General features: G+C 70.3%; 17 protein-coding genes. 10 read left to right on the top strand and 7 right to left on the bottom strand.

What is annotated here, in order from left to right; translation table 11 throughout:
• Positions 1–150 precede the first annotated feature (150 nt).
• The 9 genes from DMB42_RS18035 to DMB42_RS17990 all read left to right on the top strand — a co-directional run bounded on the left by DMB42_RS18035 (position 151) and on the right by DMB42_RS17990 (position 12,442).
• Complete coding sequence (locus DMB42_RS18035; protein ID WP_125636047.1) at positions 151–2,061, top strand: amino acid transporter; 1,911 nt, start codon at positions 151–153, stop codon at positions 2,059–2,061.
• A 252-nt stretch (positions 2,062–2,313) separates the two neighbouring features.
• Positions 2,314–2,403 (top strand): K(+)-transporting ATPase subunit F, encoded by a 90-nt coding sequence (gene kdpF / locus DMB42_RS18025; RefSeq protein WP_125636045.1) that lies wholly within the window; start codon positions 2,314–2,316, stop codon positions 2,401–2,403.
• Positions 2,403–4,064, top strand: a complete 1,662-nt coding sequence (gene kdpA / locus DMB42_RS18020) for a potassium-transporting ATPase subunit KdpA (protein ID WP_125636043.1) — start codon at positions 2,403–2,405, stop codon at positions 4,062–4,064. Before kdpF ends, kdpA begins: the two co-directional genes overlap by 1 nt.
• Position 4,065: 1 nt before the next feature.
• Positions 4,066–6,168 (top strand): potassium-transporting ATPase subunit KdpB, encoded by a 2,103-nt coding sequence (gene kdpB / locus DMB42_RS18015; protein ID WP_125636041.1) that lies wholly within the window; start codon positions 4,066–4,068, stop codon positions 6,166–6,168.
• A complete protein-coding gene (locus DMB42_RS18010; protein WP_125636039.1) occupies positions 6,169–6,993 on the top strand; it encodes a potassium-transporting ATPase subunit C in 825 nt (274 codons plus the stop codon).
• Position 6,994: 1 nt separating this feature from the next.
• Complete coding sequence (locus tag DMB42_RS18005) at positions 6,995–9,538, top strand: DUF4118 domain-containing protein (protein ID WP_125636037.1); 2,544 nt, start codon at positions 6,995–6,997, stop codon at positions 9,536–9,538.
• Entirely contained in the window at positions 9,535–10,203 is a 669-nt protein-coding gene (locus DMB42_RS18000; protein WP_125636035.1) for a response regulator, read from the top strand. Before DMB42_RS18005 ends, DMB42_RS18000 begins: the two co-directional genes overlap by 4 nt.
• 62 nt (positions 10,204–10,265) lie before the next feature.
• The gene (locus tag DMB42_RS17995) at positions 10,266–11,690 is read left to right on the top strand and encodes a serine hydrolase (RefSeq protein WP_221762223.1); all 1,425 of its coding nucleotides are present in this window, start codon (positions 10,266–10,268) and stop codon (positions 11,688–11,690) included.
• A gap of 29 nt (positions 11,691–11,719) precedes the next feature.
• A complete protein-coding gene (locus DMB42_RS17990; RefSeq protein ID WP_125636031.1) occupies positions 11,720–12,442 on the top strand; it encodes a MerR family transcriptional regulator in 723 nt (240 codons plus the stop codon).
• 76 nt (positions 12,443–12,518) lie between these two features.
• Here DMB42_RS17990 and DMB42_RS17985 read toward each other — a convergent pair whose 3' ends face one another.
• The 5 genes from DMB42_RS17985 to DMB42_RS17965 all read right to left on the bottom strand — a co-directional run bounded on the left by DMB42_RS17985 (position 12,519) and on the right by DMB42_RS17965 (position 18,105).
• A complete protein-coding gene (locus DMB42_RS17985) occupies positions 12,519–12,968 on the bottom strand; it encodes a YbaB/EbfC family nucleoid-associated protein (protein ID WP_125636029.1) in 450 nt (149 codons plus the stop codon).
• A gap of 2 nt (positions 12,969–12,970) precedes the next feature.
• On the bottom strand, positions 12,971–13,867 hold the full coding sequence (locus DMB42_RS17980; RefSeq protein ID WP_125636027.1) for a hypothetical protein: 897 nt from the start codon (positions 13,865–13,867) through the stop codon (positions 12,971–12,973).
• Entirely contained in the window at positions 13,864–14,205 is a 342-nt protein-coding gene (locus tag DMB42_RS17975; RefSeq protein WP_125636025.1) for a hypothetical protein, read from the bottom strand. The genes DMB42_RS17980 and DMB42_RS17975 overlap by 4 nt, the downstream gene beginning before the upstream one ends.
• 180 nt (positions 14,206–14,385) lie before the next feature.
• Positions 14,386–16,923 carry a CHAP domain-containing protein gene (locus tag DMB42_RS17970; protein ID WP_125636023.1) on the bottom strand — a complete coding sequence of 846 codons (2,538 nt, stop codon included), beginning with the start codon at positions 16,921–16,923 and terminating at the stop codon, positions 14,386–14,388.
• Positions 16,924–17,283: 360 nt separating this feature from the next.
• Positions 17,284–18,105 (bottom strand): SDR family oxidoreductase, encoded by an 822-nt coding sequence (locus tag DMB42_RS17965; RefSeq protein ID WP_125636021.1) that lies wholly within the window; start codon positions 18,103–18,105, stop codon positions 17,284–17,286.
• Positions 18,106–18,238: 133 nt separating this feature from the next.
• Here DMB42_RS17965 and DMB42_RS17960 point away from each other — a divergent pair, with 133 nt between their 5' ends.
• Positions 18,239–18,703: a MarR family winged helix-turn-helix transcriptional regulator gene (locus DMB42_RS17960; RefSeq protein ID WP_229824248.1), complete on the top strand. Its 465-nt coding sequence runs from the start codon at positions 18,239–18,241 to the stop codon at positions 18,701–18,703.
• A 46-nt stretch (positions 18,704–18,749) separates the two neighbouring features.
• Here DMB42_RS17960 and DMB42_RS17955 read toward each other — a convergent pair whose 3' ends face one another.
• Together DMB42_RS17955 and DMB42_RS17950 are read right to left on the bottom strand one after the other, a co-directional pair.
• Positions 18,750–19,931, bottom strand: coding sequence for an MFS transporter (locus tag DMB42_RS17955; protein ID WP_125636017.1), 1,182 nt, complete (start codon positions 19,929–19,931; stop codon positions 18,750–18,752).
• Positions 19,928–20,275, bottom strand: a complete 348-nt coding sequence (locus DMB42_RS17950) for a helix-turn-helix transcriptional regulator (RefSeq protein WP_260477792.1) — start codon at positions 20,273–20,275, stop codon at positions 19,928–19,930. Before DMB42_RS17950 ends, DMB42_RS17955 begins: the two co-directional genes overlap by 4 nt.
• Positions 20,276–20,567 lie beyond the last annotated feature (292 nt).

The raw sequence follows: 20,567 nt of genomic DNA, 5'->3' as shown, positions 1-20,567 counted from the left end.
GATCACCCTCACCTGACCCCGGGTGCCGCCGTCCCACACGCACATACGCATCCATACGTTTTCTTGACGCCCCAACCCAGCCAAACCGCCCCAAACCGTCAGTAGGGTGCGATGCGTATTTACGCCGCCTTGACGGAGGGACAACCAGAAATGGTGCTGGCGAAACGGCCGGCGGCCACGGAAGGAACACTGCGTTCCTGGCTCCTCCAGGGCCTGCAGACCGACCGCAGGCAGATCGAGCACGGCCCCCACGTCAAGCACCCGTGGTGGCGGGTGATGTGCCTGACCGGCGTCGACTACTTCTCCACCCTGGGCTACCAGCCGGGCATCGCCGCCCTGGCCGCCGGGTTCCTGTCGCCCCTGGCCACGCTCTTCCTGGTGGCGCTCACCCTGCTGGGCGCGCTGCCGGTCTACCGCCGGGTCGCGGCCGAGAGCCCGTACGGCCAGGGCTCGATCGCGATGCTGGAGAAGCTCGCCCCGCAGTGGTGGGGCAAGTTCTTCGTGCTGGCGCTGCTCGGGTTCGCGGCGACCGACTTCGTCATCACCATGACATTGTCGGCGGCCGACGCCACCGCGCACATCCTGGAGAACCCCTTCGTGCCCGACTTCCTGGCCGGCCGGCGGGTGATCGTCACGCTGGTGCTGCTGGCCGCGCTCGGCGGGGTGTTCCTGATGGGCTTCAGCGAGGCGATCGGCATCGCGGTGCTGCTCGTCCTCGTCTATCTCGGGCTGAACGCGGTCGTCGTGGCCACCGCCGTCGTACGGGTCGTCCAGGCGCCGCAGGTGGTCGTGGACTGGCAGCGTGCCCTGAGCCTCGACTTCAGCAGCCCGCTCACCATGATCGGATTGTCGCTGCTCGTGATGCCCAAGCTGGCGCTGGGCCTGTCGGGGTTCGAGACCGGCGTGGCGGTGATGCCGGTGGTCAAGGGCGAGGTCGGGCAGCGGGTCAAGGGCACCAAGCGGATGCTCACGGTCGCGGCGTTGATCATGAGCGTGTTCCTGATCTTCTCCAGTTTCGTCACCACCGTGCTGATCCCGCACGAGGAGTTCGAGGAGGGCGGCAGGGCCGGCGGCCGGGCCCTGGCCTACCTGGCCCACGGCTACCTGGGCGACTGGTTCGGCACCGTCTACGACGTCTCCACCATCACGATCCTGTGGTTCGCCGGGGCGTCGGCCATGGCGGGCCTGATCAACCTGGTTCCGCGCTACCTGCCCCGCTACGGCATGGCGCCGGAGTGGACCGGCGCGGTCCGGCCGCTGGTGCTGGTGTTCTCCGTGATCGCGTTCGCGATCACGATCATCTTCGACGCCGACGTGGACGCCCAGGGAGGCGCGTACGCCACCGGCGTGCTGGTGCTCATGTTGTCGGCGGCCGTCGCGGTCACCCTGTCGGCGCGCAAGAAGCGGCAACACCGGGCCGCGGCCGGCTTCGCCGTGATCACGGCGGTGCTGGTCTACACGCTGGTCGACAACGTGATCGAACGGCCCGACGGCGTGAAGATCGCCTCGTTCTTCATCGCGGCCATCGTCGTCACCTCGCTGATCTCGCGCGCCACCCGCTCCACCGAGTTGCGCGTGACCGAGGTGCGCCTGGACCCGCTGGCCGAGCAGTACGTCAACGACGCCTGCGGAGACCTCCACCTGATCGCGAACGAGCCCCACCAGCGCGACCAGGACGAGTACCACGACAAACTCCGCGAGACCTGGCTCAACCACCGGCTGCGCAGCTCGGAGCCGGTCCTGTTCGTGGAGGTCTCGGTGCCGGACGCCTCCGAGTTCGAGACCGAGCTGCACGTCAAGGGCGAAGAACGCTACGGCCACCGGATCCTCACCATCGAGAGCTCGGCCGTGCCCAACTCGCTCGCCGCGCTCCTGCTCCACCTGCGCGACCGGACCGGCTCGGTGCCGCACATCTATTTCCACTGGACCGAGGGCAATCCGGTCGTGGCGATGCTGCGCTACCTGGTCTTCGGCGGCGGGGACGTACCGCCGCTGACCAGGGAGGTGCTGCGCCAGGCGGAGCCGGACCTGGAACGCCGCCCGCACGTCCACGTGGGCTGAGCCGGGCCGAATCGGGCTGTCCCGAGGTGGCGCGTATGAATCGCGTCAAGAATCAGGACCCCGACGTAGGGATGCCGTCAAGAAAGGCTAAACGGGGCTTTTTCCGGGTTTTCCTTGGTCTGGAACCGCTCATTCCGGGCGGTAAGGAATGTTCCAGAGCTGAGGAGTGGGGATGGCAGACGTCATCTTCGTCGCCCTGACGATCGCGGTGTTCGTGGTCTTCGGGCTCGTGGTGAAGGCGGTGGAGCGCCTGTGAGCGCGATCAACGCCACCGGTCTCGTAGTGGTCGCGGCCCTGGTGATCTTCATGGTCGCCGCCCTGCTGTTCCCGGAGCGGTTCTGATGAGCACGACCGTCGCAGGTTTGATCTTCATCGCCTCCCTGATCGCCGCGCTGGCGCTGGTGCACAAGCCGTTCGGCGACTACATGTTCCGCGTCTACTCCACGACGAGGCACAACGCGGCCGAGCGCGGGATCTACCGGCTGCTCGGGGTGCGCGCCGACGCCGAGCAGAGCTGGCCGGTCTACGCGCGCAGCCTGCTGGCGTTCTCGGCCGTCTCCGTCCTGGTCGTGTACGGCCTCCAGCGCCTTCAGGACAAGCTGCCGCTCAGCCTGGGCATGGCGCCGGTCACCGACCACATCGCCTGGAACACCGCGATCAGCTTCGTGACCAACACCAACTGGCAGGCGTACTCGGGCGAGACCACGATGGGCCATCTGACCCAGATGGCCGCCCTGGCCGTGCAGAACTTCGTCTCGGCGGCCGTCGGCATGGCGGTCGCGGTGGCGCTCGTACGCGGGTTCGCCCGCCGTAAGTCCGGCACGATCGGCAACTTCTGGGTGGACCTGATCCGCGGCGCGCTGCGCATCCTGCTGCCGATCGCCTTCGTGGGCGCGCTGGTGCTGGTGGCCGGCGGCCTGGTGCAGAACTTCTCCGGCGTGCACGAGGTGACCACGCTGACCGGCGGCACGCAGGGCATCACCGGCGGCCCGGTGGCCTCCCAGGAGGTCATCAAGGAACTGGGCACCAACGGCGGCGGCTTCTACAACGCCAACTCCGCCCACCCGTTCGAGAACGCCACGAGCTGGACGAACTGGTTCGAGATCTTCCTGATCCTGGTGATCCCGTTCTCGCTCACCCGTACGTTCGGCCGGCTGGTCGGCCAGGTCCGGCAGGGGTACGCGATCCTCGCCGTGATGGCCGTCATCGCGCTGACCAGCGTGATCCTGACCAACGTCTTCGAGCTGTCCGGCAACGCCACGGTCCCGCAGGCCGTCGGCGCGGCGATGGAGGGCAAGGAACTGCGCTTCGGGGTGTCCAACTCGGCTACCTTCGGCGCGGCGACCACGCTCACCTCGACCGGAGCCGTGAACTCCTTCCACGACTCCTACACGCCGTTCGGCGGCATGATGACGATGGTCAACATGATGCTCGGCGAGGTCGCCCCCGGCGGCGTCGGCTCGGGCCTGTACGGCATGCTCATCCTCGCCGTGATCACGGTCTTCGTGGCGGGCCTGATGGTCGGCCGCACCCCCGAGTACCTGGGCAAGCGCATCGGGGCGCGCGAGATCAAGCTCGCCTCCCTGTACTTCCTGGTCACCCCAGCCCTGGTGCTGATCGGCACGGCCTTCGCGATGGGCTCCCCGCAGCAGCGGGCGGGCATGCTGAACGGCGGCCCGCACGGCCTGTCGGAGGTCCTCTACGCCTTCACCAGCGCCTCCAACAACAACGGCTCGGCCTTCGGCGGCCTGACCGTCAACACCCCGTGGTACGACGTGGCGCTCGGCCTGTGCATGGTCTTCGGCCGGTTCCTGCCGATCATCCTGGTGCTGGCCCTGGCCGGGTCGCTGGCGGCGCAGTCGCCCGTCCCGGCGGGCGCCGGCACGCTGCCCACGCACCGGCCGCAGTTCGTCGGCATGGTCGTCGGCGTGACGGTGATCCTCGTCGCCCTCACCTTCCTCCCGGCGCTCGCGCTCGGCCCGATCGCAGAAGGACTGTCCTGACATGTCAAGCCCCGTACTGGACAAACCCGCCGCGCGGCGGGACGGCCGCGTGGGCGGCGGACTGCTGGACCCCCGGCAACTGGTCAGGTCGTTCCCCGACGCCGTCAGGAAGCTGAACCCGGCCACGTTGTGGCGCAACCCCGTCATGCTGATCGTCGAGGTCGGCGCGGTGTTCACCACCGTCCTGGCGATCGTCGAGCCGTCGTTCTTCGCCTGGGCGACCGTCGTATGGCTGTGGCTGACCGTGGTCTTCGCCAACCTGGCCGAGGCCGTCGCCGAAGGGCGCGGCAAGGCGCAGGCGGCGACGCTGCGCAAGGCCAAGACCGACACCCAGGCCCGCCGCCTGCGCGGCGGGAGCACGGGCGAGTGGGACGCGGTCGGCGCGCCCGACCTGCGGCAGGGCGACCTGGTGGTCGTCGAGGCGGGCGAGGTCATCCCCGGCGACGGCGACGTGGTCGAGGGGATCGCCTCGGTGGACGAGTCGGCCATCACCGGCGAGTCCGCGCCCGTCATCCGCGAGTCCGGCGGCGACCGGTCCGCGGTGACCGGCGGCACGAAGGTGCTCTCCGACCGGATCGTCGTCAAGATCACCCAGAAGCCCGGCGAGAGCTTCATCGACCGGATGATCGCCCTGGTCGAGGGCGCCAACCGGCAGAAGACGCCGAACGAGATCGCGCTCAACATCCTGCTGGCCGCCCTGACGATCATCTTCCTGGTCGCCACCGTGACCATGCAGCCGCTGGCCATCTACTCCAAGCAGATCAACCCCGGCGTCCCCGACTCGATCGCCCTGGACGCGAACGGCGTCACCGGCATCGTCCTGGTGTCGCTGCTGGTCTGCCTGATCCCGACGACCATCGGGGCACTGCTGTCGGCCATCGGCATCGCCGGCATGGACCGCCTGGTGCAGCGCAACGTCCTGGCCATGTCGGGCCGGGCCGTGGAGGCGGCCGGGGACGTGTCCACGCTGCTGCTGGACAAGACCGGCACGATCACGCTGGGCAACCGGCAGGCGGCCGAGTTCGTCCCCGTGGACGGGATCACCGAGGCCGAGCTCGCCGAGGCCGCCCAGCTATCCAGCCTCGCCGACGAGACCCCCGAGGGCCGCTCGATCGTGGTGTACGCCAAGGAACGCTATGGCCTGCGCGAACGCGAGATCCACGGCGCCGAATGGGTGCAGTTCACCGCGCAGACCCGCATGTCCGGCGTGAACCTGGACGGCCGCGAGGTCCGCAAGGGCGCGGCCACCGCGGTCATGAAGTGGGTACGCGACAACGGCGGCCACCCCACCGACGACGTCGGCCACATCGTGGACGGCATCTCCGCCTCCGGCGGCACCCCGCTGGTCGTGGCCGAACGAGGCCACGTGCTCGGCGTCATCCACCTCAAGGACGTCGTCAAGCAGGGCATGCGCGAACGCTTCGACGAGATGCGCCGCATGGGCATCCGCACCGTCATGATCACCGGCGACAACCCGCTGACCGCCAAGGCCATCGCCGACGAGGCCGGCGTGGACGACTTCCTGGCCGAGGCCACCCCCGAGGACAAGCTCGCGCTGATCAAGAAGGAGCAGGAGGGCGGCCGGCTGGTCGCGATGACCGGCGACGGCACCAACGACGCCCCCGCCCTGGCCCAGTCGGACGTCGGCGTCGCCATGAACACCGGCACCTCGGCCGCCAAGGAGGCCGGGAACATGGTGGACCTGGACTCCAACCCGACCAAGCTCATCGAGATCGTCGAGATCGGCAAACAACTGCTGATCACCCGGGGCGCGCTGACCACGTTCTCGATCGCCAACGACATCGCCAAGTACTTCGCGATCATCCCGGCCATGTTCGCGGCCGTCTACCCCGGCCTGGACGCGCTCAACGTCATGCGCCTGGCCAGCCCCCAGTCGGCCATCCTGTCGGCGGTCGTCTTCAACGCGCTGGTCATCGTCGCCCTCATCCCGCTGGCGCTGCGCGGGGTGCGCTACCGGCCCTCCAGCGCCTCCAAACTGCTCTCCCGCAACCTGTACGTCTACGGCCTGGGCGGCATCGTCGCCCCCTTCGTCGGCATCAAAATCATCGACCTGCTGATCCAGTTCCTTCCGGGGATGTCTTAAATGGAACGCCTGCCAAGCTGGGTCCGCCAGCATCTCGCCGCGTTGCGCGCGGTCGCCGTCCTGACCGTGCTGCTCGGCATCGTCTACCCACTGGTCACCACCGGCGTCGCCCAGGCGCTGTTCATCGGCCTGGCCAACGGCTCGATCGTCGAAGGCGGTCATGGCAGTGCCCTGATCGGCCAGTCCTTCACCGACAAGGACGGCAATCCGGTCAGGACGTACTTCCAGTCCCGCCCGTCGGCGGCCGGCGACGGCTACGACCCGACCGCGTCCGGGGCCAGCAACCTCGGCCCCGAGGACGTCGTGGACGTGCTGCCGGGCGCGGGCGAGGAGGGCAGGCAGTCGCTGCTCACCCGGGTCTGCGCCCGTTCCAAGGCGGCCGGCGAGCTGGAGGGCGTCAGCGGCGCCCGTCCGTACTGCACGGCCGACGGGGTCGGCGCGGTGCTGAAGGTCTTCCCCGGGCGGGTCGTCAGCGTCAACCAGGCGTGCCCGGCCGTCCCGTTCGTCGCCACGTACCAGGGTGTCAAGGTCGAGTGCGGCAGGCCGGGCGAGGACTACGCCGCCGGGCGCACCGTCCCCGTCCGGGGGAACACGACGGCGGTCGTCCCCGCCGACGCGGTGACCGCCAGCGGCTCCGGCCTCGACCCGCACATCTCGGTCGCGTACGCCGAGCTCCAGGCGCCCCGCGTGGCCCGCGAGCGCGGCCTCGACCGGGCCGCCGTGGAGCGGCTCGTCAAGGAGCACACCACCGGCCGCGTCCTCGGCTTCATGGGCGAGCCCGCGGTCAACGTGCTCGAACTCAACCTCGCGCTCGACAAGGCATGAGGTGAGGGGCCGGCTGCGGGTCTACCTCGGGGCGGCGCCCGGGGTCGGCAAGACGTACGCGATGCTCGGCGAGGGCCGCAGGGCCCGCGAGCGCGGCCGGGACGTGGTCGTGGGTTTCGTCGAGACCCACGGCCGGCCCCGCACCGCCGCCCTCCTGGAGGGCATGGAGGTCATCCCCCGCAAGACCCTCCGGTACCGCGGCACCACGTTCACCGAGCTCGACACCGAGGCCGTGATCGCCCGCAGGCCGAAGGTGGCGCTGATCGACGAGCTGGCCCACACCAACGTGCCCGGCTCCGTGAACGTCAAGCGCTGGCAGGACATCGACGAGATCCTGGACGCCGGCATCGACGTGATCTCCACGGTGAACATCCAGCACCTGGAGTCGGTCAACGACGTCGTCCAGGAGATCACCGGCGTGCCGCAGCGCGAGACCGTGCCCGACGAGGTCGTACGCCGGGCCGACCAGATCGAGCTGGTGGACATGTCGCCCGAGGCGCTGCGCAGGCGGATGGCCCACGGCAACGTGTACGCCCCCGAGAAGGTCAGCGCGGCCCTGGCGAACTACTTCCGCGTCGGCAACCTCACCGCCCTGCGCGAACTGGCGCTGCTGTGGGTGGCCGGCAAGGTGGACGACCAGCTCGACCGCTACCGCGCCGACCACGGCATCGCCACCACCTGGGAGACCCGCGAACGTGTCGTCGTCGCCCTGACCGGCGGCCGCGAGGGCGACACGCTCGTCCGGCGGGCCGCCCGCGCCGCCGCCCGTACCAAGGGCGCCGACCTGCTGGCCGTGCACGTGACCAGCGCCGACGGGCTGGCCGGGGCCGATCCGGCCAGCCTGGCCCGCCAGCGCACGCTGGTGGAGGACATGGGCGGCACCTATCACCAGGTCGTCGGCGACGACGTCCCGCGGGCGCTGCTCGACTTCGCCCGCGGCGTCAACGCCACCCAGCTCGTGCTCGGGGCGTCGCGCAGGGGGCGGTTCGCGCAGATCTTCTCCCGGGGCGTCGGGGTGGAGACGACCGCGCGGTCCGGCTCGATCGACGTCCACATGATCACGCACGAGGAGGTCAAGAAGGGCCGGCGGCCGGCCCGGTCGCGGGCCGCGCTCACCCGTGCCCGGCGCACGACCGGCTGGGTGCTGGCGGTGGCCGGGATGCCGCTGCTGACGGCCGCGCTGTGGCCGTTCCGGGACCTGCTGTCGTTGCCCAGCGAGATCCTGTTCTTCCTGTGCCTGACCGTCGGGGTGGCGCTGGCGGGCGGCATGTGGCCGGCCATCACCGCAGCCGTCGGCGGGTCGCTGCTGCTCAACTGGTTCTTCACGCCGCCGGTCGGCGAGTTCACCATCGCCGCGCCGGAGAACCTGTTCGCGCTGGTCGTGTTCGTGCTGGTGGCGGCCGCGGTGAGCACGATCGTGGACATCGCCGCCCGCCGTACGAGGGAGGCGGCGCGGGCCGGCGCGGACGCCGAGCTGCTGTCCACCATGGCCGGCCACGTGCTGCGCGGCGAGGCCGCGGTGCCGTCGTTGCTGGAGCGCATGCGCGAGACGTTCGGACTGACCTCCGTCACCCTGCTGGAGCGGCAGCCCGAGGCCGCGCGCATCCCCGACCACCAGTCCGACCCGGACGCCTGGCGGATCGTGGCCACCTCCGGCGGCGCCCCCGCGACCTGTCCGGGACGCTCCGACACCGACGTGGTCATCGACGAGGAGCTGGTCCTGGCCGCCAAGGGCGCGCCGCTGGAGGCCGCCGACCGTACGGTGCTGGAGGCGTTCGCCGCCGAGGCCGCCGTCGCGCTGCGCCAGGAACGCCTGCAACAGGAGGCCGAACGCGCCCGCCCGCTGGTCGAGGCCGACCGCATGCGCACCGCGCTGCTGGCCGCCGTCAGCCACGACCTGCGTACGCCGCTCGCCTCCGCCAAGGCCGCCGTCGAGAGCCTGGGCAGCACCGAGATCGCCTGGTCGGAACGGGACCGGTCCGAGCTGCTCGCCACCGCGGAGGAGTCGCTGGACAAGCTGGACCGGCTGGTGGCGAACCTGCTGGACATGAGCCGGCTGCAGGCGGGCGTGCTCGGCGTGAGCGCGCAGCCGCTGGCGCTGGAAGAGGTCGTGCCGAGGGCCGTCGACGATCTCGGGCCGCTGCAGGCTCGCATCGAAGGCGACATCTCCGTCGAGCTGCCGGACGTCCTGGCCGATCCCGCGCTGCTCGAACGGGTCCTGGTCAACCTCATGTCCAACGCCGTGCGCTACAGCCCGCCCGACCGGGCCGTACTGATCACCGCGAGCGGGCACGGCGACCACGTCGAGATCCGGGTGATGGACCGCGGGCCCGGCATCCCGGCGGAGGCGCACGACCGGGTCTTCCAGCCGTTCCAGCGACTCGGCGACCGCGACAACCACTCCGGCGTCGGGCTCGGGCTCGCCCTGTCGCGCGGGCTGGCCGAGGCCATGGGCGGCACGCTCGTACCCGAGGAGACGCCTGGTGGCGGTCTCACCATGATCCTCACCCTGCCCATCGCCACCTCCCGGAGGGTGACCCCGTGACCCACATCCTCGTCGTGGACGACGAGCCGCAGATCCTGCGCGCCCTGCGCATCAACCTGGCCGCCCGCCACTACGACGTCACCGTCGCCGCCGACGGCGCCGCCGCGCTCGGGGCCGCCGCCGACGCCGCCCCGGACCTGGTCATCCTCGACCTCGGCCTGCCGGACCTGGACGGCGTGGAGGTGATCCACGGCCTTCGCGGCTGGAGCAGCATCCCGATCATCGTGCTGTCCGGCCGGGCCGGGAACCAGGACAAGATCGAGGCCCTGGACGCCGGCGCCGACGACTACGTCACGAAACCGTTCGGCATCGACGAGCTGCTGGCCCGCGTACGGGCGGTGACCCGGCGCACCGCCATCCAGGAGGCCGAGCTGGCGAGCATCCGGCTCGGCGACCACGTCATCGACCTCACGAACAAGACGATCTCCAGCAACGTACGGCTGACGCCGACGGAGTGGCACATCCTCGACCTGCTGCTGCGCCATCCCGGCAAGCTGATCAGCCAGCGCCAGGTCCTCACCGAGGTGTGGGGCGCCAGGTTCGTCAAGGAGACCCACTACCTGCGCCAGTACATGGCCCAGATCCGCCGCAAGCTCGAACGGGACCCGGCCCGCCCGGTCCATCTGATCACCGAACCCGGGATGGGCTACCGCTTCAGACCGTGATCCGGCTCCTCACCGTTCAAGGCTTGACCTTGCCCCAGGGGCAGGGTCGGACGATGGCCGTCATGAGCAACAACGCACTGCGCGCAGTCGCAGCCCAGATCAGCGAGCAGGCCGCCGCCCACTGCGAGGCCGGCGACATCCCCGGCTTCGTGGCCGGCGTCCACCACGCCGGCGAGCAGATCGTCGTCGCCCACGGCGTCGCGAACGTCGCCACCGGCGCGCCGATGCTCCAGGACACCGGTTTCCTGCTCGGCTCCGTCACCAAGGTCCTGACCACCACGCTGGTCCTCCAGCAGGTCGAACGCGGAGTCCTGGACATCGGCGCGGTCGTGGTGACGTACCTCCCCGAGCTGGCCCTGACCGTGCCGGGCGCGGTGGAAAAGATCCTGGTCCGGCACCTGATCTCGCACACCAACGGCATCGACGCGGACCTGTTCTTCCCCGACGCCAAGGGCCGCGACGCCCTGAAGACCTACGTCGAGGGTCTGGCGAGCGGTTGCGGCACCCTGTTCGAACCCGGCGAGCAGCTCAGCTACTCCAACGGCGGCATGATCGTGGCGGGCCGCCTGCTGGAGGTGGTGACCGGCCTGTCCTTCTCCGACCTGCTCGAACGCGACATCTACCGGCCCGTCGGCATGACCGACTCCAGCACCTCGGCCGAGCAGGCCATCCTGCGCAGCACCGCCGTCGGCCACTTCCTCGACCCGGACACCATGGCGGCCAGGCCCACGGGCATGTTCACGCTGCCCGACACCTGGGGCCCGGCCGGAGGCACCCCCATCGGCACCATCGCCGACCTGCTCGCCTTCGGACGCACCCACCTGGCGGGTGGGGTGTCCCCCACCGGGGCGCGCGTCCTGTCGGCCGGCTCGACCGCGCTGATGCAGGAGGTCTCGTACGACATGGACACCCCGAACGTCCCGCCCATGGGCCTGGGCTGGGTGCGCTACCCGTTCGGGGACACGACCGTCCTGGCGATGTCGGGCGCCTCGCCCGGCGGCGTGTCCATCCTGTGCGTCATGCCCGAGCACGACCTGGTCTTCGCCGCCTTCGGCAACACCCCGGGCGCGATCATGTTGCAGGACGAGCTCCTGCGGTGGCTCCTGACCGAACATCTCGGCGTCCGGATCCCCGCCCTGATCACCGAGTCCGATCAGGACGTCGACCTCACCCCCTACGTGGGCACCTACCGATCCGACCAGCTCCGCGTCGACGTCAGCATCGTCGACGGCCAGCTTGAGGAGCGGGTGACCTACGAACCGGCGGACGCCTCGCAGGAGCACATCTTCACCGAGTTCGCCGGCGGCGCGACGTCGGCCCCGCCGCAGCGATACGTACCGATCCGGCCTGGTCTGTTCGCGCCCGCCGGATACCCGCCGGAGACGTTCGACGGCTACCTGCGGTTGCTGCTCGTCTCCTACCATGACCTCCGCGACGGCCAGGCGCGTTTCCGCAACGGTGGCGGCCGCCTGACCCGGCGCGCCTGACCCGACCGGCGACTGGAAGGATGTCCAGAATGATCACAATCGGGCGGCTCGCGGACTACGCCGGAGTGACCGTCAAGGCCGTCCGCCACTACCACCAGCGCGGCCTGATCGCCGAGCCCGACCGCGACTCCTCCGGCTACCGGCGCTACACCGCGCAGGACGCCGTCGACCTCATCAAGATCAGGACGCTGGCCGGTGCCGGCGTGCCGCTGGCCCGCGTCAAGGAACTCCTCGACGCCGACCAGGACACGTTCGCGTCGGCCGTCGCCGAGATCGACCGCGACCTCCAGGAACGCATCGCGCAACTGCGGCGCACCCGCGACCAGCTCGCCCAGTTGCGCGACGGCGACCAGCTCTTCGTCTCTCCCGAAGTCGCCGGCTACCTCGACGACCTGCGCGAACTCGGCGCCGGCGAACGCCACATCCGCCTGGAACGCGACGGCTGGATCCTCATGCAGACCGCCTCCCCCGAGGACGCCGCCGTGTGGATCAGCGAGAAGCGGGAGCTCATGGCCGATCCCGAGTTCCGAGCCCTCTGCCTCGAACACGACGCGGCCTACGACTGGTCGCCGGACGACCCCCGACTCCTCCCCCTCGCGGACCGCACCATGAGGTGGTTCGCCGGCCGCGACAGCCGATCGGAGTCCCGTCCGGTCGACGACCCCGCCCTCGCCCAGTTGCTCGCGCAGTCCCTGCCCGGCGTCTCCTCCCCGGCCTGGGACCGCCTCTCGCGGCTCATGAAAGGCGAATGAGCACGCCCGTACGAGCGACGCGATCGACGCGGATCAGGGCCACGTACCGTGTCCGGGTCGTCCGGGTCGTCCGGGACTACGGGCGGGTCCGGGGCCGGTCGGCGTGGAGCAGGGCGCGTACCCGGTCGATGGTCGCGCCGGCGCGTTCCAGGTTCTCCTGGAGAGTGCCGGTCGCGGCGCGCAGCTGGTCGGCGACGAGCCGGCGGTCGGTCAGGAGGGTGTTGCCGGTGCCGAGAAGAGCCTCGGCCCTGGCGCGTTCCTCGTTCTCGGCCTGCTCGCGCGCCTGCTGGATCAGGCCGAGGATGGTCTCGGCGAGCCGGCCTGAGTCCATGCGCATGGCCCGCGGGTCAAGGCGCAGATCCCGTACGCCGGACGCGCAGCTGTACTCGACGCGCACCCAGCCGTCCTTCGACTCGGCGTGTGCCGTCGCGACGCCGCCGGTCGCACGGCCCAGCAGGCTGAAGAAGCCGTCGGCGTCGGCCGCGAGCCGCTCGGGGTCGATCCCGAGCACGTCCTTGAAGTCCATGGTCACTCCCAGGGGAACGAGTACGAGCCGTCGGCGTTCTGCTCCGGCGTGAACCGGCCGGTGACCGTCTGGCCGCCGGTCATCAGGTCGTTGACCGCCTTGCCGCCCGCCACCTGCGACAGGCCGGGCGGCAGTGGCGAGCCCCCGCGTGCGCTCGACCAGGGGCCGGAGGACGGGAACCGGCCGCTGAGGCCATGAGCGGTCAGGTCGCGTTCGACGCGGTTGGCCGTGCCCCAGACCAGCATGGGGCCTTGGGCGAAGGTCGCCGCGGCGAGGTCGTTCAGGCCGCCGCGATCGCCGCGGACAGTCTCGGCGGCCACGTCGACCGCCACCGCCGCGCCCAGGGTGGCGGCGGCGGCGTGCAGCAGCGCGTCGAGCATCGACTCCACCGCCTGGTAACCCTCGAAGAGCTTGATCAGGCACTGCATGGCCAGGAGCCGGGCCGAGGCCAGGCTGAGCGGCGTGACGGCCGCGGTCAGCACCCAGAGCGCCACCGCCGCCATGGCCGCCGCGACCAGGAACTGGAACAACAACATCGCCGCCAGCGCCGCCCCCGCCGTGTACAACACGATCGCGGTGACCACGGCGCGGATCTCGACCCCGCGCAGGTCGGCCAGGTAGGCGTCCATGCGGCGCTGGAAGGCCCGGCCGTCCTCGCTGCGCCAGTCCGTCACGGCCACTCCGGCGACGAGGGCCTCGACGTCCAGCCGGGTGGCGACCACGTCGTCGTGCGCCGACAACCAGGTGGTGGCCGCGTCGAAGAACGCCTGCGGATCGTACTGGTGGACGTACATCTTGCCGACGAACGGCCACGCCGCCGGAACGCCCAGAGCCGACAGCGTCACCGCCGCGCCCGTGCCCGTCATCAGGCCGTCCCGGCCCAGGGTCGTGAGGTTCACCACCGGCCCACCGCGCTGGCGCGTTCGGCGTTCTCCCAGGTCGTGATGGACGTGGTCATGCCGTCCTGGATGCGTACGACGTCCTCCACCCGGTGGCGCACCTCCACCATGGTGAACGCCTCGACCTCGCCGTAGGCCAGGGCCAGCGAGTACGTGAAGGAGGTGAAGGCGGACTCCGTCACCGTGAGCCCGGCCAGGCTCGGGAGCACGCCGTCGAGCGGCCGGGCGGCGTCGGGGAGGCGGGACCTGAGCTCCCTGAGCCTCGCTCGTTCGATCTCCACGTCGTACGGGCCGGGAGGCTCGCCGGAGGGCAGCCATGGCGCTGGATTGGTAGGCATGTGTCGCTTTCGTCCGCATTGTTGATCTCCCCAGCCTCACCCTCACGGGCCGCGACCGGGTGCGTTTTGACGCCATCCCTATACGAACTCAGCGCACCGCTTCACGATCTTGACGCCGCGGCGACGACGGGCCGGGAGAACCCGGACCGGTCGCCTGTGGCGGCCGGTCCGGGTGAGCGGTCAGAGGTCTTCGCGTGGCATGACGAAGTGCCGCAGGTCAGGGGCGATGATGGAGCCGGCCTGCCCGGCGGTCATCACCTCGTTGACGGTCATGAAGTGGAACCTCCCCGTCTGCGGGTCCCAGACCCGGAAACGGGTGGTACCTCCCTGGGTGGCGTATCCGTGGATGGGCAGCCAGTGCCGCAGAAGGCTGTTGACGTTGCCGACCCATGGCAGGTTCGCCGACTTGGCCAGCAGCAGCGTCGGCTGGCCGCGATCGATGAACCGCCTGATGCGGGCCATCGTGCGGTCGATGAGACCCGCGTCGTTGTCGTTGATGTTCACCAGCTCGTTGTTGTTGTACTGGTAGCCCACGATCTTGACCGGGTAGTCGGCCATCTTGTTGGGCAGCGTGCCGTACACGCTGGTGCCGAGCACGCCGTCGAGCTCGCCCTGGCTCGGGACGGGGTCCGCGCCCGTGCTGGCGAGCACGGCCTGAAGCGCGGAGGGGCCGCAGTAGGTCGCGTACGACTGCGCCCATCCGCGGAAGGGCAGATCGCCCAGGTTGCGTACGACGGTGGCGCCGTTGAAGTTGTAGACCACCTCGGCGGTGGTGCCGCCGATGCCGCGCTGCTGCCAGGGCGTCACACACTTGCGGTACGTGGACAGGGTCAGCGCCGACTCGCATCTGTACCGGTAGGTGGTGGTCCGGCCGTTGGGCAGGTCGGGTGTTCGCAGGGTGATGTCGGCCCGGTTGACGCCGCCCACCGACCTGATCATGGCCACGACCCGCACCCACGGACCGGGCGACCAGGACGGGGTGTCGGGATTGCGGTTGTTCTCCAGGCAGGTCTTGAACTCGGGGAGCAGGCCGCTGCTCCACTCCGTCTGCGTGCAGATCATCGCGTTCGCGTCCTCGGGGAAGCCGTCCGAGGGGGCCCAGGCCGTGGAGGAGTCGGCGATCGGCGAGACGACGCCGTAGATCGGGTAGTTGTGGCCGCCCGGCTTGCTGCCGTACGGCGAGAACGGGCCGACGAGGCGGACCTCGTCGTGGAAGTTGCCCTCGATCGTGGTGATCCGGCCGTCGGGATAGACGTCGACGACCACCCCCACGTGCTCGCTGGCCGAGGCGCCGTACCCGAACAGGACGACGTCGCCGGGCCGGGCGTCGGAGAGGGCGCGCACGGTGCCCCGGTTGCGGCCCCAGGAGTAGAACGTGCCGCTGTACGGGAGGAAGACGTCGATGCCCGCCTGCCGCCACGTCCAGCTCGCGAACATGCTGCACCACGCCCAGCCGCACTTGACCGTCCCGCCCGCGCCGTACGGGTTGCAGTTGTCGCCCCACTCGGACACGCCGAGCTGGCTGTAGGCGGCCTGGACGATCTTGTACCGCATGTCGCCCTGCCCGACCGACCCCGCGCCGGGCGGCAGCGGTGTCGCCGGGTTTCCGTTGCCGCCTCCCGCGGGCTTGGGATCGTTGTCGCAGCGGTTCATGATGATGTCGCTGGAGCCGGTACGCACGTAGTAGTCGGCCACCCACAGGTCGTCCGAGGTGAGGTCCCAGACCGCCGATCCGCCGTAGTTGAACTGGCCATAGGCCTGGCACTTGATCGTGACGTAGGTGCCGCCGCCGTACCGGTCCTCCTCCCTGGCGGCGGTGAGGCTCTTGGCGTGGTAGCCGTTGAGGGTCGTGCGCACCAGGAAGCGGTTGCCGCCGCCGGAGCCGGGGCCGTCGCCGTCGCAGCGGTTCATGACGATGCCGGTCGAGCCGGTACGCACGTAGTAGTCGGCCACCCACAGGTCGTCGGTCGTGAGGTCCCAGATGCTGGAGCCGCCGTAGTTGGCCTCGCCGTACGCCTGGCACTTGATCGTGATGTACGACCCGTCCGCGTATCTGTCCTCTTCCCTGGCGGCCGACAGGCTCTTGGCGCGGTAGCCGTTGAGGGTCGTCCGTACCAGGAACTGGCGTCCGCCCGCGGTGTTGGTGCCGCCGGTCGCGATGCCCAGGGAGGAGCAGGAGGGCATGCCCGAGATCCAGCCGTCCGTGCCCGTGGTGATGTAGGCGTCCGGGACCCACAAGCCCTCGCCGGTGTAGTCCCACAAGGTGCTGCCGCCCGCGGCCAGGCCGTACTCCTGGCATTTGATGAACACCTGGCTCTCGCCCAGGTAGGCGTCGGTGCGCACGCGGTCGTCGGGGTTGGGGCTGCCGCGGCCGTCCACGTCGATCTTGACCTTGTAGGGGCCGTGGGGCGAGCCCTTGGCCGCGTTCCCGTCGATGCCGATCGACAGGCAGCGGGGCACACCGGACAGGAAGCCGGTGGTGCCGGTACGGACGTAGACGTCGGGGACCCACAGCAGGTCGGAGGTGTAGTCCCAGATGGTGCTGCCGCCCACGGAGGGGCCGGTGTCCTGGCAGCGGATCATGATGTCGGCTTCGGCGAGGTAGGCGTCGGTGCGGATCCTGTCGTTCGGATCCATGCTGCCGCGACCGTCGATGGCGGTCTTGGCTTTGTAGGGGCCGACGTCGGCGAGCGCGGCTGTGCCACCGACGGCGACCATGGCTAAGCAGAGCAGGACAGCGAGAAGGAGCTTGAGTCGCACGACTGACTCCGAGAGGGGGGTGTGAGTAGGACTCGTGATCGTAAATCGCCACCGCACGGATGGCAATGACAATCCACCCGCCGACCAGGACGATCAGGCTTGATCGTCGCGTCACACCTGCCGGCGTACCCGGCTGAAGAGCCGCGACTCCCGCTTCGCCCCGAACCGAGGCCACTCACCTCAACCACCCGTGGCGACGAGAACCACCCGAGCCCGAGAGCCAGGACCTCCCCCTTTCGGGATCACGAACACCGACCGGTCCAGACTCAACAGCTGACCACCGAGCACGCCGTACGCCCCAGGAGAGCACCGTGCACGTCAGCCGAGGAACGCCGCCCGGTTCTCCTCGGCCCAGGAGGCGAACGTCCGCGCGGGCGTCCCGGTCAGTTCCTCCACGACCGAGGTGAGCTCGACCGGGCGGCCGTCGCAGCCCTGCCAGTAGTCCAGCAGGGCGTCGGCGAAGGTCCCGTCCATGTGCTGCGCCACTTCGGCCTTCCACTCCTGCCTGGTGACGGGCTTGATCGCGATGTCCCGCCCGGTGACGCGCGAGAGGGTCCCGATCTGGTCGGTGAACGTGAGCGACTGCGGCCCGGTCAGTGTGTACGCCCTGCCGCCGAGCGCGGGATCGGCCAGGACAGCGGCTGCCACCGCCGCGACGTCCGCCTCGTGGATGGCGTCGACGTGCGCGTACGGGTAGGGCAGGCTGATCGGCGTCCCCGACCTGATCGACCATGACCACGCCATCGCGTTGCCGCAGAAGGTGCCGGGCCGCAGAACGGTGCTCGGCACGGGCGAGGCGGCCAGTGCGCGTTCCGGGACGAGATGCGAGGTGGCCAGGGGGCTGCCGTCGGGGTCGGGCGCGAGCACGGCGGCGGAGGACAGCAGCACGATGTGCTCGACCCCGGCCGTCGCGGCCACCGAGGCGAACTCCTGCGCGTGGGACGGTTCGGCGTACAGGAACACCGAGGTCACACCCGCCAGGGCAGGGGCAAAGGTGGCCGGGTCGCCCAGGTCGCACCTGACGACGGACGGGTCGGCGGGGGCCTTGGAGGCCGGACGTACGGGCAGGCCCTGCTCGCGCAGGAGGCCGATGAGCGCGGTCGCGACAGCACCGCGAGCGCCCGTGACAAGAATGGTCATGTCGGTACAGATCCCTTCACCGAGGTGCTCCGCGACCTGAGCGCGGCACCTGTCGATAGAATGGAAGCGTGACACAGACATTGCGTCACGCAAATATTGTGTGACGAATATTATGGGGAGCATGGAGCCGCACGTGTCAAACCGAGCCGAGATGCTCAAGCGCATCACCGACGAGAGTCAGCGCCACTACGCGGCCTACACCCTGTTCAACCAGGCCATGGCCGACCAGCTCGGCATCCACCCCACCGACCTGCAATGCGTGGCCCTGCTCGACCTGGAGTCGGGCCCGATCAGCACCGGCGAGATCGCCCGCCTGGCCGGCCTCACCCCGGGATCGGCCACCCGCCTGGTCGACCGCCTGGACAAGGCGGGCCTCGTCGTACGGCACGCCGACCCGGCCGACCGCAGGCGCGCCCTGGTCGCCCTCACCCCCGAGGCCCGCGCCCGGATCGGTGCGGCCTGGGACGCGCCCGGCAGGGCGTTCGTCGAGATGCTCGACCGCTACGACGACGACGCACTGGCCCTGATCGCCGACTACCTCCACCAGGCCGCCACGGTGGGCCGCGCGCAGGCGCAACGCCTCACGACCTCCGGCTAGCCGCGACGGCGACCGTCCCCACCGACGTGTCGTACGGGTCGCCCGCTCAGTCTGCGGCCTCGCACGCGAGGCGGGCGGCGGGGTGCCGGGCATGAGCGCGGAGCGTACCGATGCCGAGCCGGCAGGTGAGCAGCAACGCCAGGGCTGCGGGGATCAGTGCCCATGCGGACAGATCGCCCGGATCGACGCCCTTGGCGAGCAGGCCGCTGCCCACGGCGGCTCCCGCGGCGGACCCGAGATACATCGCCGCCATCTGGAACGCGACGATCGGCATCGCCCGCTCGGGCCAGGCTCCGGTCAGGGCTTGTTGCAGGGTGGGAACGCTCGCCCACCCCGCCGCACCCCACAACGCCGCCGCGACGAGCCAGGCCGCCGGGGCGGCGGAAAGCCAGAAGACGGCGAAGCCCCCCAGGAGCACGGCGGGCAGGACGATGAGCAGCGCACGGGGCCCGAAGGCGTCCAGGGGCCTGCCGACCAGGGCGGAGCCGGCGACTCCACCGATGCCCCAGGCCCACACCAGCGCGAAACCCCAATCCTGGAGCCCTCGCGCCTCGGCCATGGGCAGCAGGTAGGTGTAGAGCCCGAGACTGGCCACACCGAGAAGGAACGCGGCAGCGATCCCGACGAGCGTCCTCGCCGAACGCAGCACCGCGAAGGCTGGACCACGCGAAGCGGGCAACGACGGGATCGTACGCGCCTTGACGGCCAGGGCCACCATGCTGAGCAGGCCGACGGCGACGACCAGGGCCATGGTCCATCGCCAGCTCAGCCGGTCGCCGATGAGCATCCCGACCGGCACTCCGGCGACCGTCCCGGTGGACAGGCCGAAGGTCACCATGGCCATGGCGCGACCCCGTTCATGGTCGGCGACCATGGCGGCGGCGGCTGCGGTCGCCACAGCGGTGAGCACGCCGGCGCCGGCGCCCGCGATCACCCGTGAGGCGAGGAACACCTCGGTCCCCGGCGAGACCACGGTGACGAGGTTGCCGAGATTGAACACGCCCAGCGCGATCAGCAGCGCCCTCGCGGTGCTCCCGCGGATCAGCGATCCGGACAACAACGGTCCCGCCAGGGCGTACGCGGCGGTGAAGGCCGTCACCCCCAGGCCGACCGCCGCGACCGTCGTGGCGAGCGAATCGGCGATCGAGGGCAGCACCCCGGCGAGAACGTACGCGTCGATCCCCAGTGCGATCGCGGCGGCGACCAGCGGCCAGACGCGGCGGATCACGCATCCTCCTGCGCTGGAGCGGCTTCCTGGTAGCCGTTGAGCACGGTGTCGATCAATCCGGGGAACCGCGCCTCCAGGTCGTCGTGGCGAAGCTGGATCAGGCACTTGCGCCCCTCGGCGCGGACGAACACCACTCCGGACTCGCGCAGGAGGCTGGTGTGATGTGTGAGCGTCGAGCGCGGCAGGTCCGGGCCCAGCTCTATGCTGTCCACCTCGCCGCGTTCCGCGAGCATCCGCACCATCGACAACCGCAGCGGCTCACTCAACGCGAACAGCACGCGCGGGATCGCGATCTCATCAACCTCGGGATGCTGGTACATGCGTGACGGCGCCAACGGAACCACCTTCAATCGTTCGACAATTTTCGCACGATGATAGTGCGAGAATTGTCGAACGATCAAATCGGCCCGCAGGCGGTGCGACAGCTCCGAAGCAGGCCAGGTCGCACGAAGGGCCGCTTCGACAAGACACCCGACAGTTGCCTGGCCGGCCCGCCCTCAAGGATCCGATGCCGCCGTCGCCCACGTCCACCCGCCAACCGCCTCGTTCGGAGGCGATTCGTTCGGAGGCGATGAGACCGGCGCTGCCCTCAGCCCTCTGACCGCCGTGGACGACAGCGGGGAGTGATCGACTCCC

The organism is Nonomuraea sp. WAC 01424 (genome assembly GCF_003947315.1).
GTDB classification, from domain to species: Bacteria; Actinomycetota; Actinomycetes; order Streptosporangiales; family Streptosporangiaceae; genus Nonomuraea; species Nonomuraea spiralis.
Note: the sequence above shows the minus strand (reverse complement) of the source record. Positions and strands in the feature narration are given on the sequence as shown.

Bases quoted from the DNA above. Each gene is read 5' to 3' on its own strand.
- DMB42_RS17990 (WP_125636031.1), top strand. From the start codon at position 11,720: ATGATCACAATCGGGCGGCTCGCGGACTACGCCGGAGTGACCGTCAAG.
- DMB42_RS17975 (WP_125636025.1), bottom strand. From the start codon at position 14,205: ATGCCTACCAATCCAGCGCCATGGCTGCCCTCCGGCGAGCCTCCCGGC.
- DMB42_RS17985 (WP_125636029.1), bottom strand. From the start codon at position 12,968: ATGGACTTCAAGGACGTGCTCGGGATCGACCCCGAGCGGCTCGCGGCC.
- DMB42_RS18010 (WP_125636039.1), top strand. From the start codon at position 6,169: ATGGAACGCCTGCCAAGCTGGGTCCGCCAGCATCTCGCCGCGTTGCGC.
- DMB42_RS17995 (WP_221762223.1), top strand. From the start codon at position 10,266: ATGAGCAACAACGCACTGCGCGCAGTCGCAGCCCAGATCAGCGAGCAG.
- kdpB (WP_125636041.1), top strand. From the start codon at position 4,066: ATGTCAAGCCCCGTACTGGACAAACCCGCCGCGCGGCGGGACGGCCGC.
- DMB42_RS17965 (WP_125636021.1), bottom strand. From the start codon at position 18,105: ATGACCATTCTTGTCACGGGCGCTCGCGGTGCTGTCGCGACCGCGCTC.
- DMB42_RS17970 (WP_125636023.1), bottom strand. From the start codon at position 16,923: ATGGTCGCCGTCGGTGGCACAGCCGCGCTCGCCGACGTCGGCCCCTAC.
- kdpA (WP_125636043.1), top strand. From the start codon at position 2,403: ATGAGCACGACCGTCGCAGGTTTGATCTTCATCGCCTCCCTGATCGCC.
- DMB42_RS18035 (WP_125636047.1), top strand. From the start codon at position 151: ATGGTGCTGGCGAAACGGCCGGCGGCCACGGAAGGAACACTGCGTTCC.